This window comes from Bacillus cereus G9842 (assembly GCF_000021305.1).
Classification (GTDB): Bacteria; Bacillota; Bacilli; order Bacillales; family Bacillaceae_G; genus Bacillus_A; species Bacillus_A thuringiensis_S.
The window spans coordinates 1275008-1296163 of sequence record NC_011772.1 but is presented as its reverse complement, the minus strand read 5'-3'; the positions used below and the strand labels follow the sequence as shown (position 1 = coordinate 1296163).

The following is a 21156-nucleotide window of genomic DNA, read 5'->3' as shown; positions in this document are numbered from 1 at the left end:
CTTCTCATTATACGCCGCGTTTATTTCCCCATACTAACGCATGAAGCTGGGGCAATACTTTTGCATCATTCATCTCTTTACAATTTACAGCTTTATCAATCAGCCACTCATACTTATCTAATAATTTTTTAATAAGCATCGCATCATCCACTGTTTTTGTATCATCGTTTCCTACTTGCAAGAAAAATGGTACATCTGGATAACGTTCGTGCATCTTAACTGCATATTCAAAATCATGATCATCGAATACTACTACTTTTAAACTAATATCTTTTCCTGCTAGTTTCTGAATAATAGCATCTAACTTCTGAAAATCTGTTTTCATCGTCGAACTTGGTGGTTTTGGAGAAATTGTTACTTCATCAATTTGAAGTAACCAATCTTGCCATTTACTCCCTTGAGTTTCAATTGCCGTCCGCATTCCATTTTCTTTTAATATAGAAAGAAGAAACTCAATATTTTTCAGCAATGCCGGATTCCCGCCTGAAATCGTAACATGAGAAAATTTTTCTCCTCCAATTGCAACAAGCTCATCCCAAATATCTTCTGCTGTCATCTGTCTAATTTGATTTTTAGCTGATCCATCCCATGTAAAAGCAGAATCACACCAAGCGCAGCTATAATCACAACCAGCCGTACGGATAAACATTGTCTTTTGCCCTACAACCATTCCTTCACCTTGAATAGTCGGACCAAATATTTCTAAGACAGGGATTTTACTCATCGAGCATCCACTCCCGTCTTACTTCCGCATAACTAGTCGGCGTCTCAAATAGACGAACAAATTCTACGCGAGCTCCTTTATATTCGTTCACTCGATTCTCTTTAGTTAGTGCCTCTGCCATCTTTTCATAAATCCAAACGACCATATTTTCAGCAGTCGTATTCATTGCAGGTAACGTTTCGTTTAAATAACGATGATCTAAATAAATTTCGATTTCATTCTTCCAAATCTCTTTTATATCACCAAAGTCAATTGCAAGTCCTATTTCATTTACATATCCACTAATTCCAAATACAACTTTATATGTGTGACCATGTAAGTTTTTACATTTCCCTTCATAACAGTGTAAATGGTGTGCTGCATCAAATGTAAATTCCTTGCTGACCATTACTCTTTTATTATGGTATTTGAGCTGTTTACGCTGAATATCCTTGTCCATTTTTTGCAAATTTTCTACGATGCGAAATCCAAAGAAATTATCCATTAGTTGTTCGCTCCTTCGCGTTCTTGTAGGTACGTATCTAATCCTGCTTTACGAAGTTGGCACGCTGGACATTCACCGCAACCATCACCAATGATTCCGTTATAACATGTTAATGTTTTTTCTCGAACAAACTCAAATGCTCCAAGTTCATCTGATAATTTCCATGTTTCAGCTTTATCAATCCACATAAGTGGCGTGTGAATGACAAACGGGTAATCCATGGATAAATTTAAAGTAACGTTTAACGATTTCACAAACACATCACGGCAATCTGGATAACCACTGAAATCAGTTTCACATACACCCGTTACAATATGACGTGCTCCAACTTGTTTTGCTAATACAGCAGCAAATGATAAGAAGAGTAAATTTCGTCCATCTACAAATGTCGATGGCAATTCACCTTCTTCATGTGTAATCTCCATATCCGTTCTCGTTAACGCATTTGGAGCAAGTTGATTTAATAGACTCATATCTAGTACCGTATGCTTTATTCCTAGCTCTTTTGCAATTTTCGCTGCACAATCAATTTCTAGCTTATGACGTTGATTGTAATTAAAAGTTACAGCTTCTACCTCTGCAAACTGCTCTATTGCCCAAAATAAACATGTTGTACTATCTTGTCCTCCACTAAAAACAACAACTGCTTTTTCTTTTTTCATTTCACTCATTCTCCTTCTCTACTATAAATAAGAAGAAAGAACGTTCTTGAACTGTCACAATAAAAAAACAAAACAATACCTAAGGATATTGTTGTTTCCATAGTTTTTTATAGAGGGAGTTCGCGAACCTCTCCCGCGCGGTGCACGGAATTTCTTCTTTCATTGACACAGCTTATTGTAACATATTGTATACTAGCGTAAAAATTTCTGATTTTTCCGCTATTTATTATTTCATTTCTTTCATTTTATAGTATGATTAATTTAATATAAGAAGAGAGGAGGCATCCCACTGAAATCCTTTATTATTTATCTCTTTTTAAATATATTATTCATCCTTATTACAATGCTCGTATATCATTTATTTTGGAATCAAAAAGGGAAACGCTCTCCTAAATTAAATTCAGCTATATTTATTGTATTGTGTTGCCTCGCTACCGTACTCTGTATTACATTTGCAGCAAAAACAAATAATGGTTTTCAATTTGATATGCGCCATATTGTATTAATTGTCGGTACATTAACGGGAGGGCCTATTGCTGGTGGTTCTATCTTAGTTGTATTAAACATATATCGCTTACTATTAGGTGGGGTAGGTGTTTTCCCATCTCTTATCGGTTCTGTTCTTCTATTTATTGTTCTACTATTAACATATAAATTTTTCAATCGAACTTCTAATCGTATAAAAATAACACTTGCTATTATCTACAGTCTCACATACGGATTTAGTTGGATACCTTTCTTTCTTTCAAAGGTTACAAATAAGACTGATTATATACCGCATATTATTGTATATGAGTTATGTTCAATGCTTGGTACGATCCTAATTTTATATTTACTACACATATTACAAACTCAAGTTCGTCTCCAAAACGAACTTATAAATGCTGAAAAGTTTCATTTAATTGGTGAAATGGCAGCGTCTATCTCTCATGAAATTCGCAATCCATTAACTTCAACGAAAGGGTTTTTACAACTGTTACAATCAGATACATGCACTGAGCAGGAACGAAAATTATATATCGACATTGCCATTAACGGCATCGAACAAGCAAATCATGTTCTTACAGATTATTTAACTTTTGCCAAACCAAGCATTGAAAAAGAACAAACATTACAGTTAGAAGAAGAATTACTACATGCATTGTCGTTAATTACACCGCTTGCTAATTTAACAAATGTACGTACTCATTATATAAAGCAAAGCACTTCTTTTTTTATCGCTGGAGAAAAACAAAAACTAAATCAATGTTTATTAAATATTTTAAAAAATTGCATTGAGGCTATGCCAAAAGGCGGTGATCTTTATTTCACATTAGTTCCTGATCATAAGCATATTCAGTTATATATAAAAGATACAGGAATCGGTATGGATTCAGAACAAGTAAAACGTCTTGGTTCGCCTTTCTATTCAACGAAAGAAAAAGGCACTGGACTTGGAATGATGGTCGTATTCAGTGTTGTTCAAGCTATGAACGGAAAAATTGATATTATAAGTGAAAAAGGAATCGGTACAACCTTTTTATTAACTTTTCCACTCATACAAAAAACGTGATGAAATAATCATCACGTTTTTTCTGTTCCTTCAACTAATTCAGCAAAAGCTTTCACTTTTCCGTGCGGTTGTTGATTTTCTTTACGCGCTTTCCAGGCGCGCTCCTCTTCTCGCTTCTTCTTAGACATATTTTTTCAACTCCTTCTTTTCTTTCTCCATGTAGTATTCCAAAATAAGAAAGAAAACTATGCACATATCAAAAAAGAAGTGGTTTCCCACTTCTTCCACTTTAGCGTTGCAAAATTGCATGTTTCGCCTCTTTTAACTGCGTAAGATGTCTTTGTTCATGCAAATCAAGAAATTGAACCCATTGATACAAATTCAGATCATTAAAAACAGGATGCTTTAATCCATTTTCAAATAGATCTTTTTCATCTATAACACTATGAAGCGCGTGTAATAGTTCTTGTCGTGAATGTTCTAGTAATTGAATTCCTTGCTGTTTTTTCATTAAAGTTTCTGTTGGTTGCATTTGCTGAGGAGCTTCTCGTTTATGTGTGCGATCAAGCGTAAGTTGGAGGTCTTTAAATGGAGTCATGTTTCTTTCGTTTTTTTGTAAAGCATATACAAGGGCAGACGTGACAGATTGTTCAACTAAATGCAAGTGGTGTAAAATTTGAGTAATACTCCATTTATCACGGCGTGGCTTTACATTCACTTCTGTATCATTTAACATTTCAATTTCTGATAATAGCGTGCTTCGGGTAGACTGTAATGAGTTTACTAAACTTTCTAAACTCACATCCATATTAGATTGAAGCATACTTGTTCCCCCCTTTTGTTGGTGAAAAGAGGTGCTCCTTATTAGAAACACCTCTTTAGTATTCTGAATTTTCTTTTATTATCTCATCATTTTCCCATTATGTCGATGTTAAACATGTGAAAAAAAGCGCATGTTTTTTACAATTTTGTGTCGTCAATCGCATGTAACCATGCTTCAATTTCTGTAATAACACTTTTCACACAGCCTTCAGCAAATGGTGATGTTAAATTTGCAACTTCTACTAATTCTAAGAACGATTTACTTCCACCTTGTTGGCACAGATTCACATAATCTTCCCACGCCTCTTGTCTATTATCTCTTGCACGTTTCCAAAATTGTAGCGCACAAATTTGAGCAAGCGTGTAATCAATATAATAGAAAGGTGAACTATAAATATGCCCTTGACGTTGCCAAAAACCACCGCGCTCTAAATAATCATTATCCTCATAATCACGATGCGGTAAGTATTTCTTCTCTATGTTACGCCATGCTGTCTTACGCTCTTCAGGTGATGCTTCAGGATTTTCATATACATAATGTTGATATTCATCAACTGATACGCCATAAGGTAAAAACAGAAGTGCTGAACTTAAGTGAGAGAAGTAATATTTATCTGCATCTTCTTCAAAGAATAGCTTCATCCATGGCCATGTAAAAAATTCCATACTCATAGAGTGGATTTCACACGCTTCATATGTTGGCCAATTATATTCTGGAATTTCAAATTTACGACTTTCATATACTTGGAAAGCATGACCTGCTTCATGTGTTAATACATCAATGTCACCAGATGTTCCATTGAAGTTTGAGAAAATAAATGGCGCTTTATAATTCTCAATATATGTACAATATCCGCCACCAGCTTTTCCTTTTTTCGCAACTAAATCTAATAAATCATTATCTAGCATGAAATTGAAAAATTCATCTGTCTCAGCCGATAACTCTTTATACATCGTCTTTCCATGATCAACAATCCAATCCGCATCTCCTTTTGGAGTTGGGTTCCCTGTAGCAAACTCAAAGTTTTCGTCGTAATAAGCTAACTTCTCTACACCGATACGTGCTTGTTGTCGCTTTCTTAATTCCGTTGTAACGGGAACGATATAATCCAGCACTTGCTGACGGTAATTAGCCACCATCTCCGCATTATAATCTGTACGGTACATTCTTGCATATCCAAGTTCAACAAAGTTTTTGAAACCTAAAGATTTTGCGATTTTCGTTCTCACTTTAACAAGCTCATCATAAATACGATCTAGTTCTTCCTCATTTCCAGCTAAAAATCCGTAGTATGCTTCACTTGCTGCTTTACGTTCGCTTCTTTCTTTTCCTTGCATAAACGGAATCAGTTGCGATAACGTTCTTTCTTCTCCAGCAAAGTCAATTTTTGCAGATGCTAATAACTGTGTATATTGCGACGATAATTTATTTTCTAATTGTAAATCTTTCACGACTTCATCTGAATATGTTTTTAAATCACATTCTGCTAGAGCAAATAATTGTTTTTCATAATACGCCTCTAATTCTTCACGAAATGGAGAATTAATGAGTGCCTTATAATATTTTGTACCATATCCTTGTACAACTGGAGAGAATTCATCAAAGAAATCCTGCTCCTCCTTATAAAAAGTATCCGTCGTATCAACAGAATGGCGAATGTAACAAAGGTTTCCCATTGTACCAAAATCGTTGCGAATTTCATTAATTGAATTAATGACTTGTTTTTGTTCTTCTACAGTTTTTGCGTTATCAAACTTCTCTAAAGCAACAGTAAATTTCTCTTTTAACTCTTCAATATTTGGGCGTTTATATTCATAGTCTTTAAATGACATGAACGAGCCTCCTCTCCATTACATACCTTTACTATAATTCAATACGTATTCCCGAATTCCCTCTTAATTTTCAACAAAATTCGGCAGTTACTACCCTGAGTTCATTGCAAATAAAAAAGCCTTGGATTTATTTATCCAAAGCTCCTTTGGAACATATTATTATTTTTCATACTTCCCAATTTTTTTTAATAGATCAAGTAATTCATCTTTTTCATCTTTCGTTAACATTTCAAAAGACTGATGTATAACTTTCTCATGCCCCGGAAAAATAGAAGCAATAAAGTTCTCGCCAGACTCAGTTAATTGCGCGTAAATAACACGTCTGTCATTCGGGCATGGGATTCTCTTTACTAATCCCTTTTTCTCCAGCTTATCTACAACATATGTAATGCTGCCACTGGCTATTAAAATGCGCTCACCAATTTGCTGGAGTGGTTGACCGCCTTTATGATATAGCAGTTCTAATACAGCAAATTCCGTTGGATTTAACCCGTTACTTTGTATAGATTTATTTGTAGTATCCATAACAGAACGATGTACACGAGATAATGCAATAAATACTTTTAAAGATTGAGAAATATCTTCTCGTTCATTATTTGATGTCATACAACTTTCAACCCTTCACTTAAATTCTCAGCAATAAAAAGAAAATGCCACTTCATACTTCATGTGAATTCCGAATGAGCATTCACTCATCCATTTCCTCTCCCCTAATATATTAAGAATCATTCTTGAATAAAAACATGACAATTTTAACATAGTTTATATATAATGATAATAAAAAAAGAAGGAGTACCACATTTGAAAGTCAAATTCCAAAGCATAATTATATATATATTGCTTGTTATCCTACCGACAATAGGGATTGGTGCTACATTTTATTCGTATCATACATATAAAATGAAACAGGAAAACAAATTATCCGCTCATACAGTTCTCTTTTTATATAGAGATTATTTAGATCATCATCTTGGTGAAGCAATTTCTGCTTTAGACATGCTTGCAAAAGTTGTAGGCACCGAGACTGGTAATATAAATGGCATTAAACAAATTGTACATGATACAGATGGAAACGATGCACGCTTTTCTGGTCTATATTACGCTACACCAAAAGGGGTCATTACAATCGCATCTGAAGATGAATCAAAGCCCGTAGATGTTTCAGACCGTAAATATATTCAAGACGTGCTACAAACTAAAAAAACCACTGTATCATCAGTCATTACTGATCGCGTTCTTGGACATAAAGCTATTATGATTGCTGCCCCCATATTCAATAAACAGAAGGAGCTCTCAGGATTATTATTAGCTAGTTTACGCTTTGATTACATTTCATCTTCTTTAAATGCCATTAAACCACAATACCATTTTGAGGTAACTGATAAACATGATGTAGTTTTTCTAACCGATGATAATAATGACACAAGTGATACGCATTCTAATATGCTTACTACTCCACTCCAAAGATTAAATTGGAAGGTCTCTGTTTCACCATTACCTATTCATCAAAAAAACTTATACCAGTGGGTTGCAATAGAGTGTATCGCTACTTTATTTTTAATGTCTATTTTATTTTTACTTGCTCAATATATGTTGTTAAAACGTCAAACAAAACTTGAAAGACAACAAAATGAACTACAGAAAATTGAATTAGTTGGAACTTTTGCAGCAAGTACAGCACACGAAATCCGTAATCCTCTTACTGGAATTAAAGGACTCGTCGCTCTATTAAAAGAGAAATATAAAGATGAACAAGATCAGTTCTACTTTTCCGTAATTGAACAAGAAATAGAGCGAATCAATGAAATTGTAAGTGAATTTCTTATTCTCGGCAAGCCAACCGCCATCATCGAACAAACATATGACGTAAGAACAATTCTAAATGAGGTAGCATTAATTATTCAATCTGAGGCGAATTTACATAACATTGTATTCCATTTACATTTGCCAGACCATCCTGTTCATATCCGTTGTTCGAAAGACCATATGAAACAAGTGGTTTTAAACATTACAAAAAATGCAATTGAGGCCATGACTTCTAGTGATACACTAACCATTGTAGTAAAAAACAATGAAACACACGCACAATTACAGATTACAGATACTGGAAAAGGGATTCCGCAACATATTCAAAAACACCTCTTTCATCCGTTCTTTACTAATAAAGATACTGGAACAGGTCTTGGACTTGTCATATGTAAACGAATTGTAGAGATGTATAATGGGCATATTTTTATTGACAGTACAGAAAACGAAGGAACGACAGTTCATATCGAAATTCCGTTACACATAGTATAATTATCCTTATCCTATAAGGGTAATTATACTTATTTCATAAAACCAGCGACAAGCATTCGCCAAAAATTATTTGATTTTCCTTCATACCCGATTTGGAAAATTGGTATTTTTATAATTGAAAACCATTTCGGTGTTTGTTTTTCTTTATAACACTGATATTGTAAAATAAGCTTGTCCAATTCTTGACTAACTTGAATTGTCTCCCTACTATTTAGCCCACTTGTTAATCCTAGTTGAATCATTTCTTCACGTTTCATATGAATATCACGTGAAAGCTTTTCTAATGTGTACTTCCTTTTTACAGTAAACATCCATATCCCCCTTATTATACTTCCATGCTCTCAACTTCACTTCTCCATTGACCTTTTTAACTACTTAATCATATACAAATTTGAAGAATCAGAAATTTTAACATTTTCTCCCTGTAATTTACAAATCTTTACCCTCACTTTGAGAATTATTACAAATTATTCTATCTTTGTAAATACATTCGCAATAATAGACATTTTTTTCATCTTCTTTTTTTACAAATTCTACGTAAACCGGGGATTCTTAATTTTCCACCTACTTTTCTTCGACATTTTTTGTTTAATTTATATAAAAAAGCAAAACATAATGATGATTGATAAAGTGAAACTTTAATCAGTGTTTTTTGTTCAGCCCCACTGATTATTAGCATTCACCAATCGTGCGTTTATAGGCAGTGAATCTCCCACCTATCCAGCCCAATGTTGAGGTGGGAGTCTTACTACCCACAAATAGCGGGATAACAATAGAAAGGAAATATTTATATGCGAAAATATACGATTACATTGTTCATCATTGTTTTGTTTTTACCGTCCTTCTTATTTCCTATTCAAGCAAATGCTCATACAAATAAAGTTGCTATTGTCATTGATGATTTCGGCAATAATATGAAGGGGACTAATCAAATGTTATCACTTCCCATTCCGCTCACTGTTGCTGTTATGCCTTTTCTTCCTTCCACAAAAGAAGATGCAATAGCCGCCCATAAAAAAGGCCATGAAGTTATTATACATATGCCAATGGAACCTATTAAAGGTAAAAAAGAATGGCTTGGACCGAAAGCAATTACAACCGATTTAAGCGATGAAGAAATAAACAACCGACTTGAACAAGCGATTCAAGAAGTTCCGCATGCAATTGGAATGAACAATCATATGGGGTCAAAAGTAACAGCGGATGAAAGAATTGTTCGCCTTATACTTGCTGCTTGTAAAAAACACGGTTTATTTTACTTAGATAGTAAAACTAATCCTAATAGTGTCGTCCCAAAAATCGGAAAAGAATTAGGAGTTCCTATTATTGAAAACCAACTATTTTTTGATGATGTGTATACAGCAGGACATATTTCAAAACAAGCCCAATTACTCATCAAAAAAATTCAAGAAAAACCTATTATGGTAGCTATCGGGCATGTGGGCCCCCCAGGTGAAATTACATCACGCGTTATTGAAACTTCTATCCCTAAAATTCGTGAGCATGCAGACTTTATTTTTTTATCTGATCTAGCATTATCCCCGCCTCCTGTTTCAAAATAAAGTTTATTACTCACAAAGAAAAGTACCTATCTATATATAACAGATAGGTACTTTTCTTTTTAACTTAAATATAATCTACATGACTCACTCTGAATCCTTTTTTCTCTATTTTTCCGATTAATTGCTTTAATCTTGTTTCATCTAACTCATCTGATATATTTACAATAACGCGGCGGATATATTGATCACCGTTATCGAGTGTAAACAACCCACCGATATTATATGCTTTTAACAATGTCCCAAGCTCTTTAATCGTTCCTTTACAATCTTGTGTTGCAATTGTTAATATATAACCACCTGTCCGCATACCAAATGAATCTTCAATAACATCAAATATATTCGAATGCGTTAACATACCGACAAATTCATTATAATCATTTAGCACGGCTAAAAACGGAAGCCGACGAATCACATAAAAGGCTCTGAAGAAGGAATCCTTTTCAAAAATAAATGCATTGGAATTGTCAAGTATATCTCCTGCACTTACATGCTCTAATCCGCTATTGCATTTTTTTTCTAATAAATCTACTTTATAAATAATCCCCGTGAATTTCTTCTCATCTTCTGCTAATACCGGGATGGCTCGAAATCCCGTTTTGTTCATCGTTTGCAGTGCCTCTTCACCAGAATCATTTATTTTGCAAAATGTTACTTGCTGCTTTGGCAGAAAATGATATTTAACTCGCAAAATATGTTCCTCCTTACATGTCAACATGTAATCTATATATAATAAGGAGACCTATATTTTATGAGTGAAATTATTTTTAAAACGCTTTCATTTATTTATTAACTTGTGGCCATATCACATTCATTTTTATATAACAGAGCTTCTTGCGCCCTTAATCATTAATAATTTCACATGATAGTTCATTAAATATTCTATACCCTCTAGCCATTTTTTCGCTTCTTCTGGCGTTTTTCCCCACACAATCATGCCGTAATTATGAACAAGAACTACTCCTCCACCTTCAATGAAATTCGGAACATTGCTTTCTAATAAATCAGCGAATTTTTTTTCATCTTCTACAATTGGAATGGTCATTTCTGTTATACCTTCTTTTCCGAAAACACGTTCCACACTGCGTTTATCGAACGTTACTTCTCCTTCTTCTCCATATAACTCTGATATTAAATGACTATCTACAGTCTGCACTTGTAAAATACATCCTGCACTACTTTTTTTATAAATATCCGCATGCATAAATGACTCTGCAGCTGGTTTTTCTTCATTTTCAAATACTGACTCGCACATGCAATTTACGACAATAAAATCTTCTTCCGAAAATAGCCCTTTATCTCTTCCCTCAACATTTACTAAAAATGTTAACGGCTCTTTTGACGTACATAGCGACAAACTAATTTTGGTACCATAAAACCAATCACGAAGTGCCAATTCAGATTTCACATCTTTTAATTCATTCCATTTCTTCAGAAAAAATAACATTTCGTCACCCCCGGCATAATATTCATATAAGGTTCGAATCCTTTCTATGTAAAAGGAATATTTTTTGATTATTCTAAAAATTTAATTGAATTATCACATGAGAATGCTTTTTTGTCAATATAGTTTCGCGGTTCTTCTTTAAAATAGGCTATTCATATGTCTATACTCCTATCTATTGCCTATTTCATTTTGTACATAAAAAAATGCACTATTCTTTAATTAAAGAATAGTGCATTTTCCTCACTTTTTATCCCGCTATTTGCTAGGCAGTAAGACCCCCACCTCAAAATGCAGCGAAAGCAAAGAAGTTAGGCGGGGATCGGGCTCTGCCCGTAAAAGCCCGATTGGTGAGGGCTAATAATCAGTGGGGGATAAACAAAACCCCCACTGATTAAAGTTTCACTTTATTTCTTTATTGCATTATACAAAAACTGTGCATATTGTTCACGTGTTACGAAATTATCTCCTAAAAAATTCCCTTCCCCGTCACCTTTTGATATTTTATTATCTACTAGAGCTTTCACATATCCTTTCGCCCAATGGCCATTTGGTATATCTTTGAAATTCTCTGCACTATTTTCATTTTCTTTTAACTGAAATACTCTTTGTAGTACTACTGACATTTCATATCGAGTTAATACTCCATCTGGACGGAATATATCATTTCCATACCCTGTCATAATACCAGCTTGAACCACTGCATCAATAGCCGTTTCATACATATTTCCTTTCGTATCTGTAAATGCCGTTTTTGGTTCTAGATTATTTTCTAATTTTAAATACCTTTGTATTAGAAGAGCTACTTGTCCACGAGTAATGTTATCACCAAATCCAAATTCACCATTTCCATAGCCTATAAATAACTTTTCTTTCGCTAAGTAATTAATTGCTTCTTCTGACCAATGTCCCTTTGGTACATCTTTAAATTCTACCACTTCTGTTTTCTCATCTTCTTTAGATGTATTACCGTCTTTACTTTCTACTACATTTTGAATAACAGACCCTGTAAAGAAGATTCCTGTATCCGCAAATGGATCTTTCACACCAAATTCATATACTTTCTCACCTGGTGTACTCCATTTCACTACACCATTACTATACGTACCGTTATCGCTCTTCAGACGAATTTTCGTAGAAATCTCACCATCTTTTTCATATATAGGTACTTTTACTTCTTTATTTACTTCTGTTTCCTCTAAAAATACTTTTTGGTTTTGGACATTGATATAAGCCGTCTTACTTAGTTCTATAACTGGTCGGACATCACGGATTTCATTTGCAACAAAACTTAGAAATACTAATTTTTTCAAATTGCTCACTGGTGATAAGTCTGTAATATAATTCGCTTCTAAATCAAGCTTTTGTAAGTTTACTAGACTTGATAATGGAGTAATATCTTTTAATTCATTATTGGGTAAATCTAATTCTGTAAGCTGAGTCATTTTAGCAAGTGGTGTCACATCTTTAATTTGATTTTTCCCGACAAATAATTTATTTAATTGATTCATTTGATCAATACCCGATAAATCTTTAACATTATTACGCGTTAATACTAAATCTTTTAAAGGTAATGAATATAACGGTTTAATATCTTCAATTTGATTACCTGCTAAAGTTAAGTATGTTACATTTTTTAAAGCACTTAATGGAGCAACGTTCTTAATTTTATTATTTGCTAAATTCAAGTAATCTAGTTGTTCCATTTTCGCTAATGCTGTTACATCTTCTATTTGGTTGCCTGATAGATATAAAGTTTTTACATTTTTCATTTCAGTTAGTGGTGCAACATTTGTAATTTTATTATTACTTAAATCAAGAGACTCTAAATTATTCATCTTAACAAGTGGCGTTACATCTGAAAACTCATTACCACGCAAAGCTAAATGATTTAATTGCTTTAGGTTCGCAAAGAACGACGGATCTTTTATCTTTGCATTCGCAACTGTTAAAGATTTTAAATTTGGCATATATTTTAATGCACTATAATCAAGTATCTCGTTTGTATTTAAAAACAAATCCTTTACTTGTAATAACTCTTCTTTCGTAATTGGTGTATTTAAATCTTTTCTATTAAATACTTTTTTATTAACAAGTTCTCTTAATTTGTTATCTGTTATCATGTTTTGATTATCAACTGGATTATCCGTTTCCGTATTGCCTGAATTAGAGTTATCATCTGGTTTCTCTGTTTCTTTGTTACCTACAGTTGGATCTTTAATTTCAAATTGAACTTGATATTTGTGATCATATCCAATAGCTGGAATAAGTATATGCATTTGCATATTGTGCTTCTTCTCAAACTCGCCAATTTCAAATTGAACTACTTTCGTTCCATTCTTCCTCTTATCTTCTGACAAAACTTTCACATCATGAAATACACCAGGCTGGTTTCTATCTTCTATTCTAAGATATTGAAAATAATCGCTATCTTGCATTGTTACAGTGACAATTTTTTTGCCAGCTGCAATTGTTACTTTAGGATCTTTTATATATTGAGAAACCATAGATGGCTCGTCTTTTTGATCCTTATATATTTTAATCTCAGTATCATACGTGCGATCACTCGCTGCTGCTACCGATTGATTTGCTTCAACTTTTAGTGCTGCTAATGCTGGAGTAGAGTACGTAGCAAATGGAATTGCTAATGTTGTCGCTACTACTAGCGCCTTCATATAATTTTTTTTCAAAATAATATCCCCTATCATATATAATTTTTATAATTGATAATACTTATCAATTATCCACAAATAAATGATAATGAATCTCATTCTCATTGTCAATGAGAATATTACATTAAATTTATATTTTTAAAGATAAATAATAAAAAGCCCTTTATTCAAAGGGCTTTTTTACCTATCGTATGAAGAATTTCACTTTTTTCCTTCTCATTGATGACACCGATTTTTTGCAAAATATTCGCGTACAATACAAGTTTATTATATATTCGTTCTGACATGTTCTCCCTTCTTTCCTTCGACCAACTTTTTTTGTATTGGTAAATTATATGAAAGAGATGAGAAAATGTGTCCACTTTTTGCATAAATGCAAATCTTTTATTTTACGATTTACAGACAATAAAACTCCCTCCTAAAAATTAGGCGGGAGTTTAGGTACTTTCACTGTATTTAACAAACTGTCCACTGAATATTATGCTTCATAAGTTCTTCTTCAAAACTATATGGCATTTTTTTATCACAAATTACATGTTGAATACGTGAAAATGCTGCTATACGATAATTCCCTTTCACGCCTACCTTCGTATGATCACATAAAATATATGTTTTCTCAGCTAATTTCATCATCGCCTCTGACAATTTCGCTTTCTCTAATTCAAAGCTGGAAACTCCAAAACTAGGTAATAGCCCATCAATCGAAACGAACGCTTTATGAAAATGGAATTGCTGTATTACTTGCTGAGAAATAGACCCTGATACACGCGAATGCTTTGGAGATACTTTTCCACCTATAAATAAAACTTCACCGTGAAACATCTTTTTATTAATAGAAGAAATTAATTGTGTTGCGACTGGAAATGAACTTGTTACAATCGTTAAGTTTTTACGATGAACAAGGTATGGAACCATTTGAAGCGGTGTACTTCCATCATCAATTGCAATGACATCACCATCTTCTACAAATGTCGCTGCTTTATAACCAATTCTTTTCTTCTCTTCTATATGTAGCATTTCTCTTTCTAACATTGGTGCCTCTACCCCAGCGCCTGGAAGTTGAACAGCTCCACCATACACTTTTTTCAACTTCTTTTCACGATCTAATTCTTCTAAATATCGACGAATCGTTTCTGTTGATACAGCAAATTCTCTAGCTAATTCTGAAACCTTTACTTTCCCTTTAAATTCTACCTTTTCAAGAATGGTTCGCTTTCTTTCTTCTCCTACTACAGACATAGCTTCACCTCATTTATATCTCCCTCATAAACTTCCTTATTTATACAAGGTTGTAATTTTCTTTATAAGCAGAAACTTTTTCATGAATATGAATACCGCGCTTTGCTAGCTCATCAAAAATCAATTGTGGATTTTCAAAAGCTTCTTCAGGCGTAACAACACCCACCCTATTTACATTTCCATTTGCAATTAACTCTGCAGCAATCCCAAATGGAATACCTACGTTTCTCGTATAAGCTCTTAATTTTTCCCATCCTACAACAGAGCCATCAGATAACGGATGTGTATGATATAATACATGTCTTTGCTTCTCATTATTTTTCATACCTATTACTTCTACATGAAGTGCATAACCATAAACCTCTGTTTCTTGTCCTTCTTTCGATTGTAATAAATACCGCGAAATACAATCCATAATACCAATTTCTTTCCCATTTATTTCAATCTGATCATTACGCAATATGCCGTAATCATATAAAGCATGTACAAGTTGCATATTTTGCTTTGGCCAAGTTCCTCTCGTCTCTATCAGTTTGATACCTTTATTTTCTAGTGCCTTTGCTAACGTAATTGTTTCAGAATGCGGGATTATATACTGCGTTGTCTTACCATAAGGCGCTGGCAATTCTATTTCTCTTGGACGCGCAAACGGAAGTACTTGCTTAAATTCACCATCTTCATACACTGTACGCGATGGTAAATGTGGATCATATTCATATGTCGTTGTCTCTGTAATTGATGCAGAAAAAGCAATCGGACGATACGAACCGTGACTTACGCGGATCGTATCTACAGTATCCAGTTGATTTGCTGCATGCATTGCCATCATTTGCGTTACACCTGGCGTCATGCCAAATCCAGGTAAACATGTTTTTTCGTTTTGAACAAATATAGCATGCGATTCATTTTCTTCACCAAATCCATTTAAGTTCACACCGTGACACCCTGCTTCTGCAATACAGCGGGTCGACAATCCGTTTAGCTTTATCGTCGTACCGTCCATTACAATGTCATAACCAATCATTTTTGCAACCGTATCCTCGTGATTCGTTACATCTACTTTTACAAAATCAACACGAGGATCGTTGAGCCATTCTACTACTTTACGGCCCTCTTCCTCGTTAAAATCAGCTACTGTAATCGTCTCAAAAGATGAAAATTGAACTAAATCCAAAATAGCTTCACGACAAATTTTACCTGCTCCACCTAAGCAAAATACTTTCATCCAATAACAGCTCCTTTAGCAATACTATCAACTAAGCGATTAATATCTTCTTCATGTACATCACCGATATTTCCAATGCGAAACGTATCTACTTTCGAAATTTTTCCAGGGTAAATAACAAATCCATAACGCTTTAATTCGTTATATAACTGTTGAAACTCGAACCCCTCTTTTGGATAAATGAAAGATGTAATAATAGGAGATTGATATTTCTCATCTACTAGTGGCTTAAATCCGATTTCTCCCATTCTATTCACTAGTAGTTTTTGATTGTTGTAATATCGATTGTAACGCGCTCTCACTCCCCCCTCTTTTTCTAGTTCAAGTAGTGCTTGATAAAAAGCATGTACAACATGTGTAGGTGAAGTAAAACGCCATTTCCCATTTTGTTTTTCCATCGTTTCCCATTGATCATATAAATCAAGAGATAAAGAACGTCCTTTTCCTTTACACTTCAATAATTCATCACGTTTTGCGATTACAAATCCGAATCCAGGAACCCCTTGAATACACTTATTTGCACTACTAATTAAAAAATCAATTTGTAAATCAGCAATGTCTATTTCAATCCCGCCGAAACTACTCATCGCATCAACAATTGTAACCTTTCCATACTGCTTTCCTAATTTACATACATCTACAATTGGATTTATAATACCTGTCGTTGTTTCACAATGAACAACTGCAATATGCGTAATCTCTTTATCTTCTTGCAATAACTTTTCTACTTCTACAATATTAGTAGGTTCCCACTCTTCTGTTTGACTGACCACTACATCAATCTGTAACATCTCTGCCATTTGCACGATGCGCTTACCGTACGCACCATTTGTACAAACGAGAAGCTTCCCATTTGCCGGAATAACAGAACCAATTACTGCTTCAACTGAAAACGTACCGCTTCCTTGCATTAACACTGTTGTATATTTCTCTTCTTCCTTCGTCGCTAACGATACAAGTTTAGCTCTTACTTCTTGCACCATCGTATTATATTCAACATCCCACGTACACCAATCGTATAGCATAACTTCTTTTACTGATTTTGTTGTCGTTAATGGTCCTGGTGTTAATAATAAATAGTGATTTTCATTCATGATCCAGTGCCCCTTTTATGAAATAATTAGTTCTTGTTTCTCGATATGTTCTATTATATTTTCGAGCTCCTGCATCGTTTCAATCGTAAAATGAGCCCCATTTTCAACAAACCGATTACGAACTACTTCTATTTTTTCACGAAGCTCTACCGAATCCATACTCTCCACTTCCTCTTCCGTTAAACCGAGCTCACTACTTCCAAGAATTACGCCAACTGTCCACATTCCAGCATTTCTACCTTCTTTCATATCTGATACTGTGTCCCCTACTTTTATCATATGATTCATCGGATACACATCAAGTTCCATTGCATTTTTATAGCACATCCATGGATATGGACGGCCTGCTGGAACATCATCTGGCGTAACAAGAAAATCAGGTTTATATCCTTGTAACGCTGCTTCCTTTGCAACAATATCCATCATTTCTCTCGTATAACCAGTTGTTGAACCGATTTTAATGCCTCTCTCACGTAAAGAAGCGATTACTTCTTTTACCCCCTCAATCGGCGTAGCATAACTTGGCAAAATAGAAAAGAGAATTTCTTCAAACTCTTCATACATCTCATGAATGTCTACTTCTGTTGGTAATTGACCGAAGACACGCTTCCACTCATCCGCAATACGAGGCATTTCTGTTAGTGCCCTTACATGATCTATTTTTAATAATCCCATTGGCTTACGTGCTTCTTCTACTGTAATTTCAACGCCGCGTTTATGAAAAATCTTCATGAATACTTCTAGTGGTGCAAAACATCCGTAATCAACTGTCGTACCTGCCCAATCAAAAATAACTGCTTCAATTTTCATTCTGTCCATCACCCTTCTTATTTATCTTTTTTGCCATTGCGAAGTTCGGTTACGAAGTGCTTTCGTTCCCCATTCATATACAACTCTCACTACAATATTTGTAATAACAATAAGTACACTCATTGCAGCTGCTGGCGCTACATTTCCTGCATCATCCATATTTACGATTGATACGGCAGCTAGTTTAAAATCAGCTGCATATAAGAATACAACTGCTGACACAGTTACCATCGAATTTACGAAGTAGTACATCACCATTTCTAAAATTGCTGGTAAACACATTGGTACTGTTACTCTAAAGAATGTTTTATAAAACGGAATACCCATTGACTGCGAAACAAGCTCAAACTCTCGGTCTAATTTCTTTAAGGCAGTCGTTGCCGTGACAAATGTTACAGAATAAAAATGAATGATATTTACTAGTACTAACACAGCGATTGTTCCGTATAAAGAATGAAACGGATTCGTTACTGATAGTCCCAGAATTTGAATCGTTGGTTGACTAAAGAAAAAGACATATCCTAATCCGAGTACTAAACCTGGTATCGCTAACGGCACTATAGAGAAAAAGTAACCTGTTTTTCTAAAAAATTGTAGCTGGTCTATTTTCTCAATTGCATATGCGAATACAAATGTTAAAATCGCCCCAATAACTGCTGTAACTGCTGAAACAATTACGCTATTTTTAAATGCTTCAAGTCCATCTCCTGTTAAACTCGAAAAATTAAAATGCTCAAATGTAAAACTCATATTATATGGCCATACTTTCACACTTGCAGCAATACCAACTGCAACAAATAATAGAATGATCATAAGTGTAATTACACTACAATATATGAATGAGATTACATCTCTTTTCTTATTAGCTATTATTCTGTATGGTACTGCTTTTGAAGATAAGAAATTCGCCTGCTTTCTTTGCGTAATACGATCAACTACAAATGCGAATATAGCTGGGATTAATAAAATCATTCCGACAGTTGCACCCATCGGCATATTTTGCTGTCCAATTACTTGTTTGTATACGTCAGTAGCAAGCACATTATATTGCCCACCAACAATTTTTGGTGCCCCAAAATCAGTAAAACTAAGTGTAAACACAACAAACATTGCACTAATTAATCCGTACTTTACACTAGGTAAAGTAACCGTGAAAAATTGCTTTGTTTTACTCGCCCCTAACATATTAGAAGCTTCATATAATCGATAATCAGATCCTTGAAAGGCAATTAGCAATATAAGAAATGCTTGCGGAAATGTATACATAACTTCAGCTATTACAATTCCTACTGGTCCATATAAAGGGATTTGTATACCTTCAAATAACCCAAACATCCCTTTCGTTACTAGCCCTTGATTACCAAATAAATATGTAAGTGCTATACCGTGCATCATCGTTGGTGCGAACAATGGTAATAACGCTACATACTGAAATACACGCTTTCCAAAAACATTCGTACGGGCAATTGCATATGCGTAAACGAATGCGATTGCAACTGAAATAATTGTTGTTGCGCCCGAAATCCATACTGTATTTTGTAAAGACTGAACTAAAGTTGGTGTTGTGAAATATTTACTGAAATTCGCTAAACCAATGAAAACTCCATCTTTATTATAAAAAGCTTGTGTAAATATTTGTAATAGCGGCAATACAAGTATGATAAGGAAGGAAAGGATCATACCGATAATTACGAGCCTTTGGATCCATTCCTCTTTCCCAATACTTCTCTTAATCTTTTTTTTCGTACTTTCTACCTTATAGTTTTCTAACATCTCCATCTATACAATGACCTTCTTTCCATATGACAACATATGATTTTCTGAGAAAGAGATTTGAATCGGCTTTCCTTTTCTAATAGCGGTTGCTTCTACTTCTGATGCTAATATATCCACTACAATTTTCTCATTATAAAGGTGTGTGTTTTCTTCTATGACTCGCACTTCCGTCCGATATACGGATCCGCGAAATTCCATACTTTCCACAACTGTTTTAATACCTTCCTTTTGTACAATTGTTACATGTTCAGGACGAATTGCATGTTCTTCGTTATTTTTCGAAAAGAAATTAATAGAACCAATAAAATCTGCCACAAACGGATTGGCTGGTCTTTGATAAATCTCCTCTGGTGTTCCAATCTGCATAATTTCCGCATGATTCATTACAACAATTTTATCAGCCATCGTTAATGCCTCTTCTTGATCATGCGTTACCATAATCGTCGTTATTCCTATTTCCTCTTGCAAATCACGCATTTCTCTACGTAATTTTTCACGCACTTTTGCATCTAAAGCTGATAACGGCTCATCGAGTAACAAAATATCTGGAGACAGAGCGAGCGCACGTGCAAGTGCTACTCGCTGCTGTTGTCCACCAGACATTTGAGCAGGATATTTATCTTTTACATTCAGCAAATCTACAAGTTTTAACGCATCTAGCGCTTTCTCTTTCACTTCTGCTTTCCCATATTTTTTTGTCTTTAAGCCGTATTCAATATTTTCAAGTGCTGTTAAATTCGGAAATAAAGCATACGATTGGAAAACCATTCCGAAGTTTCTCTTTCCAGGAGGCAATGCTGTAATATCTTTTCCATTCACAGCTATACTGCCAGTCGTTGGTTCCTCTAGTCCCGCTAAAATGCGAAGCAACGTCGTTTTCCCACAACCACTTGGGCCTAATAAACAAACAAACTCATTTTTGTTCACAGTAAAAGAAATATCTTTTAACGCTGTAAATGCATCAAACTGTTTTTGAATGTGTTGAATTGATAAATATTCGCTCATTTTTCTCTCTCCCACTC

The 21156-nt window shown here is 34.4% G+C and carries 20 protein-coding genes and 1 riboswitch; of the genes, 3 read left to right on the top strand and 17 right to left on the bottom strand.

Annotation, left to right across the window (positions count from 1 at the left end; translation table 11 throughout):
- Positions 1 to 7: 7 nt before the first annotated feature.
- The 3 genes from queE to queC are packed head-to-tail and all read right to left on the bottom strand — an operon-like array spanning position 8 to position 1870.
- On the bottom strand, positions 8 to 724 hold the full coding sequence (gene queE / locus BCG9842_RS06470) for a 7-carboxy-7-deazaguanine synthase QueE (RefSeq protein WP_000036303.1): 717 nt from the start codon (positions 722 to 724) through the stop codon (positions 8 to 10).
- Positions 717 to 1208 carry a 6-carboxytetrahydropterin synthase QueD gene (gene queD / locus BCG9842_RS06465; RefSeq protein WP_000368414.1) on the bottom strand — a complete coding sequence of 164 codons (492 nt, stop codon included), beginning with the start codon at positions 1206 to 1208 and terminating at the stop codon, positions 717 to 719. The genes queE and queD overlap by 8 nt, the downstream gene beginning before the upstream one ends.
- On the bottom strand, positions 1208 to 1870 hold the full coding sequence (queC, locus tag BCG9842_RS06460) for a 7-cyano-7-deazaguanine synthase QueC (RefSeq protein WP_000711598.1): 663 nt from the start codon (positions 1868 to 1870) through the stop codon (positions 1208 to 1210). Before queC ends, queD begins: the two co-directional genes overlap by 1 nt.
- Before the next feature lie 93 nt (positions 1871 to 1963).
- A riboswitch (PreQ1 riboswitch) is annotated at positions 1964 to 2007 on the bottom strand.
- A 206-nt stretch (positions 2008 to 2213) separates the two neighbouring features.
- On the opposite strand from queC, the gene kinB reads away from it, so the two are divergent.
- Positions 2214 to 3422, top strand: coding sequence for a sporulation sensor histidine kinase KinB (gene kinB, locus BCG9842_RS06455; RefSeq protein ID WP_002083096.1), 1209 nt, complete (start codon positions 2214 to 2216; stop codon positions 3420 to 3422).
- Between the two features lie 11 nt (positions 3423 to 3433).
- On the opposite strand, the gene BCG9842_RS31565 is transcribed toward kinB, so the two are convergent.
- The 4 genes from BCG9842_RS31565 to BCG9842_RS06435 all read right to left on the bottom strand — a co-directional run bounded on the left by BCG9842_RS31565 (position 3434) and on the right by BCG9842_RS06435 (position 6623).
- Positions 3434 to 3550 (bottom strand): DUF6254 family protein, encoded by a 117-nt coding sequence (locus BCG9842_RS31565; protein WP_000038355.1) that lies wholly within the window; start codon positions 3548 to 3550, stop codon positions 3434 to 3436.
- A 101-nt stretch (positions 3551 to 3651) separates the two neighbouring features.
- Positions 3652 to 4185 (bottom strand): DinB family protein, encoded by a 534-nt coding sequence (locus tag BCG9842_RS06445; RefSeq protein ID WP_000941975.1) that lies wholly within the window; start codon positions 4183 to 4185, stop codon positions 3652 to 3654.
- Positions 4186 to 4322: 137 nt separating this feature from the next.
- A complete protein-coding gene (locus BCG9842_RS06440) occupies positions 4323 to 6017 on the bottom strand; it encodes a M3 family oligoendopeptidase (protein WP_000008588.1) in 1695 nt (564 codons plus the stop codon).
- A gap of 159 nt (positions 6018 to 6176) precedes the next feature.
- The gene (locus BCG9842_RS06435) at positions 6177 to 6623 is read right to left on the bottom strand and encodes a MarR family winged helix-turn-helix transcriptional regulator (protein ID WP_000203336.1); all 447 of its coding nucleotides are present in this window, start codon (positions 6621 to 6623) and stop codon (positions 6177 to 6179) included.
- A gap of 195 nt (positions 6624 to 6818) precedes the next feature.
- Here BCG9842_RS06435 and BCG9842_RS06430 point away from each other — a divergent pair, with 195 nt between their 5' ends.
- Positions 6819 to 8315, top strand: coding sequence for a DUF3149 domain-containing protein (locus BCG9842_RS06430; RefSeq protein WP_000865060.1), 1497 nt, complete (start codon positions 6819 to 6821; stop codon positions 8313 to 8315).
- A gap of 29 nt (positions 8316 to 8344) precedes the next feature.
- Here BCG9842_RS06430 and BCG9842_RS06425 read toward each other — a convergent pair whose 3' ends face one another.
- Positions 8345 to 8626, bottom strand: a complete 282-nt coding sequence (locus BCG9842_RS06425; protein ID WP_000495536.1) for an aspartyl-phosphate phosphatase Spo0E family protein — start codon at positions 8624 to 8626, stop codon at positions 8345 to 8347.
- 480 nt (positions 8627 to 9106) lie between these two features.
- On the opposite strand from BCG9842_RS06425, the gene BCG9842_RS06420 reads away from it, so the two are divergent.
- Positions 9107 to 9877, top strand: coding sequence for a divergent polysaccharide deacetylase family protein (locus BCG9842_RS06420; protein WP_001234134.1), 771 nt, complete (start codon positions 9107 to 9109; stop codon positions 9875 to 9877).
- Between the two features lie 64 nt (positions 9878 to 9941).
- On the opposite strand, the gene cbpA is transcribed toward BCG9842_RS06420, so the two are convergent.
- The 9 genes from cbpA to BCG9842_RS06370 form a co-directional block, all read right to left on the bottom strand.
- Positions 9942 to 10565, bottom strand: a complete 624-nt coding sequence (cbpA, locus tag BCG9842_RS06415; protein WP_001264213.1) for a cyclic di-AMP binding protein CbpA — start codon at positions 10563 to 10565, stop codon at positions 9942 to 9944.
- Positions 10566 to 10691: 126 nt separating this feature from the next.
- The gene (locus BCG9842_RS06410; protein ID WP_000896006.1) at positions 10692 to 11321 is read right to left on the bottom strand and encodes a class II aldolase/adducin family protein; all 630 of its coding nucleotides are present in this window, start codon (positions 11319 to 11321) and stop codon (positions 10692 to 10694) included.
- 404 nt (positions 11322 to 11725) lie between these two features.
- Complete coding sequence (locus tag BCG9842_RS06405) at positions 11726 to 14008, bottom strand: NEAT domain-containing leucine-rich repeat protein (protein ID WP_000742628.1); 2283 nt, start codon at positions 14006 to 14008, stop codon at positions 11726 to 11728.
- A 438-nt stretch (positions 14009 to 14446) separates the two neighbouring features.
- Complete coding sequence (locus BCG9842_RS06395; RefSeq protein ID WP_000117666.1) at positions 14447 to 15229, bottom strand: DeoR/GlpR family DNA-binding transcription regulator; 783 nt, start codon at positions 15227 to 15229, stop codon at positions 14447 to 14449.
- A 40-nt stretch (positions 15230 to 15269) separates the two neighbouring features.
- Positions 15270 to 16454 carry a saccharopine dehydrogenase family protein gene (locus BCG9842_RS06390; RefSeq protein WP_000862158.1) on the bottom strand — a complete coding sequence of 395 codons (1185 nt, stop codon included), beginning with the start codon at positions 16452 to 16454 and terminating at the stop codon, positions 15270 to 15272.
- Positions 16451 to 17548: a 2-aminoethylphosphonate--pyruvate transaminase gene (phnW, locus tag BCG9842_RS06385; RefSeq protein WP_001004779.1), complete on the bottom strand. Its 1098-nt coding sequence runs from the start codon at positions 17546 to 17548 to the stop codon at positions 16451 to 16453. The genes BCG9842_RS06390 and phnW overlap by 4 nt, the downstream gene beginning before the upstream one ends.
- 15 nt (positions 17549 to 17563) lie before the next feature.
- Entirely contained in the window at positions 17564 to 18358 is a 795-nt protein-coding gene (phnX, locus tag BCG9842_RS06380) for a phosphonoacetaldehyde hydrolase (protein WP_000687386.1), read from the bottom strand.
- A gap of 21 nt (positions 18359 to 18379) precedes the next feature.
- Positions 18380 to 20137, bottom strand: a complete 1758-nt coding sequence (locus tag BCG9842_RS06375) for a putative 2-aminoethylphosphonate ABC transporter permease subunit (RefSeq protein WP_000425527.1) — start codon at positions 20135 to 20137, stop codon at positions 18380 to 18382.
- Complete coding sequence (locus BCG9842_RS06370) at positions 20138 to 21139, bottom strand: putative 2-aminoethylphosphonate ABC transporter ATP-binding protein (RefSeq protein WP_000006195.1); 1002 nt, start codon at positions 21137 to 21139, stop codon at positions 20138 to 20140. It abuts the gene before it with no gap.
- Between the last annotated feature and the right edge of the window lie 17 nt (positions 21140 to 21156).

Excerpts from the sequence above, each read along its gene's own strand:
- BCG9842_RS06390 (WP_000862158.1), bottom strand. The coding sequence starts at position 16,454 with ATGAAAGTATTTTGCTTAGGTGGAGCAGGTAAAATTTGTCGTGAAGCT.
- BCG9842_RS06410 (WP_000896006.1), bottom strand. The coding sequence starts at position 11,321 with ATGTTATTTTTTCTGAAGAAATGGAATGAATTAAAAGATGTGAAATCT.
- phnW (WP_001004779.1), bottom strand. The coding sequence starts at position 17,548 with ATGAATGAAAATCACTATTTATTATTAACACCAGGACCATTAACGACA.
- queE (WP_000036303.1), bottom strand. The coding sequence starts at position 724 with ATGAGTAAAATCCCTGTCTTAGAAATATTTGGTCCGACTATTCAAGGT.
- BCG9842_RS06440 (WP_000008588.1), bottom strand. The coding sequence starts at position 6,017 with ATGTCATTTAAAGACTATGAATATAAACGCCCAAATATTGAAGAGTTA.
- BCG9842_RS06370 (WP_000006195.1), bottom strand. The coding sequence starts at position 21,139 with ATGAGCGAATATTTATCAATTCAACACATTCAAAAACAGTTTGATGCA.
- BCG9842_RS06435 (WP_000203336.1), bottom strand. The coding sequence starts at position 6,623 with ATGACATCAAATAATGAACGAGAAGATATTTCTCAATCTTTAAAAGTA.
- BCG9842_RS06420 (WP_001234134.1), top strand. The coding sequence starts at position 9,107 with ATGCGAAAATATACGATTACATTGTTCATCATTGTTTTGTTTTTACCG.
- queD (WP_000368414.1), bottom strand. The coding sequence starts at position 1,208 with ATGGATAATTTCTTTGGATTTCGCATCGTAGAAAATTTGCAAAAAATG.
- queC (WP_000711598.1), bottom strand. The coding sequence starts at position 1,870 with ATGAAAAAAGAAAAAGCAGTTGTTGTTTTTAGTGGAGGACAAGATAGT.
- BCG9842_RS06375 (WP_000425527.1), bottom strand. The coding sequence starts at position 20,137 with ATGGAGATGTTAGAAAACTATAAGGTAGAAAGTACGAAAAAAAAGATT.
- kinB (WP_002083096.1), top strand. The coding sequence starts at position 2,214 with ATGCTCGTATATCATTTATTTTGGAATCAAAAAGGGAAACGCTCTCCT.
- BCG9842_RS31565 (WP_000038355.1), bottom strand. The coding sequence starts at position 3,550 with ATGTCTAAGAAGAAGCGAGAAGAGGAGCGCGCCTGGAAAGCGCGTAAA.
- BCG9842_RS06395 (WP_000117666.1), bottom strand. The coding sequence starts at position 15,229 with ATGTCTGTAGTAGGAGAAGAAAGAAAGCGAACCATTCTTGAAAAGGTA.
- BCG9842_RS06425 (WP_000495536.1), bottom strand. The coding sequence starts at position 8,626 with ATGTTTACTGTAAAAAGGAAGTACACATTAGAAAAGCTTTCACGTGAT.
- phnX (WP_000687386.1), bottom strand. The coding sequence starts at position 18,358 with ATGAAAATTGAAGCAGTTATTTTTGATTGGGCAGGTACGACAGTTGAT.
- BCG9842_RS06445 (WP_000941975.1), bottom strand. The coding sequence starts at position 4,185 with ATGCTTCAATCTAATATGGATGTGAGTTTAGAAAGTTTAGTAAACTCA.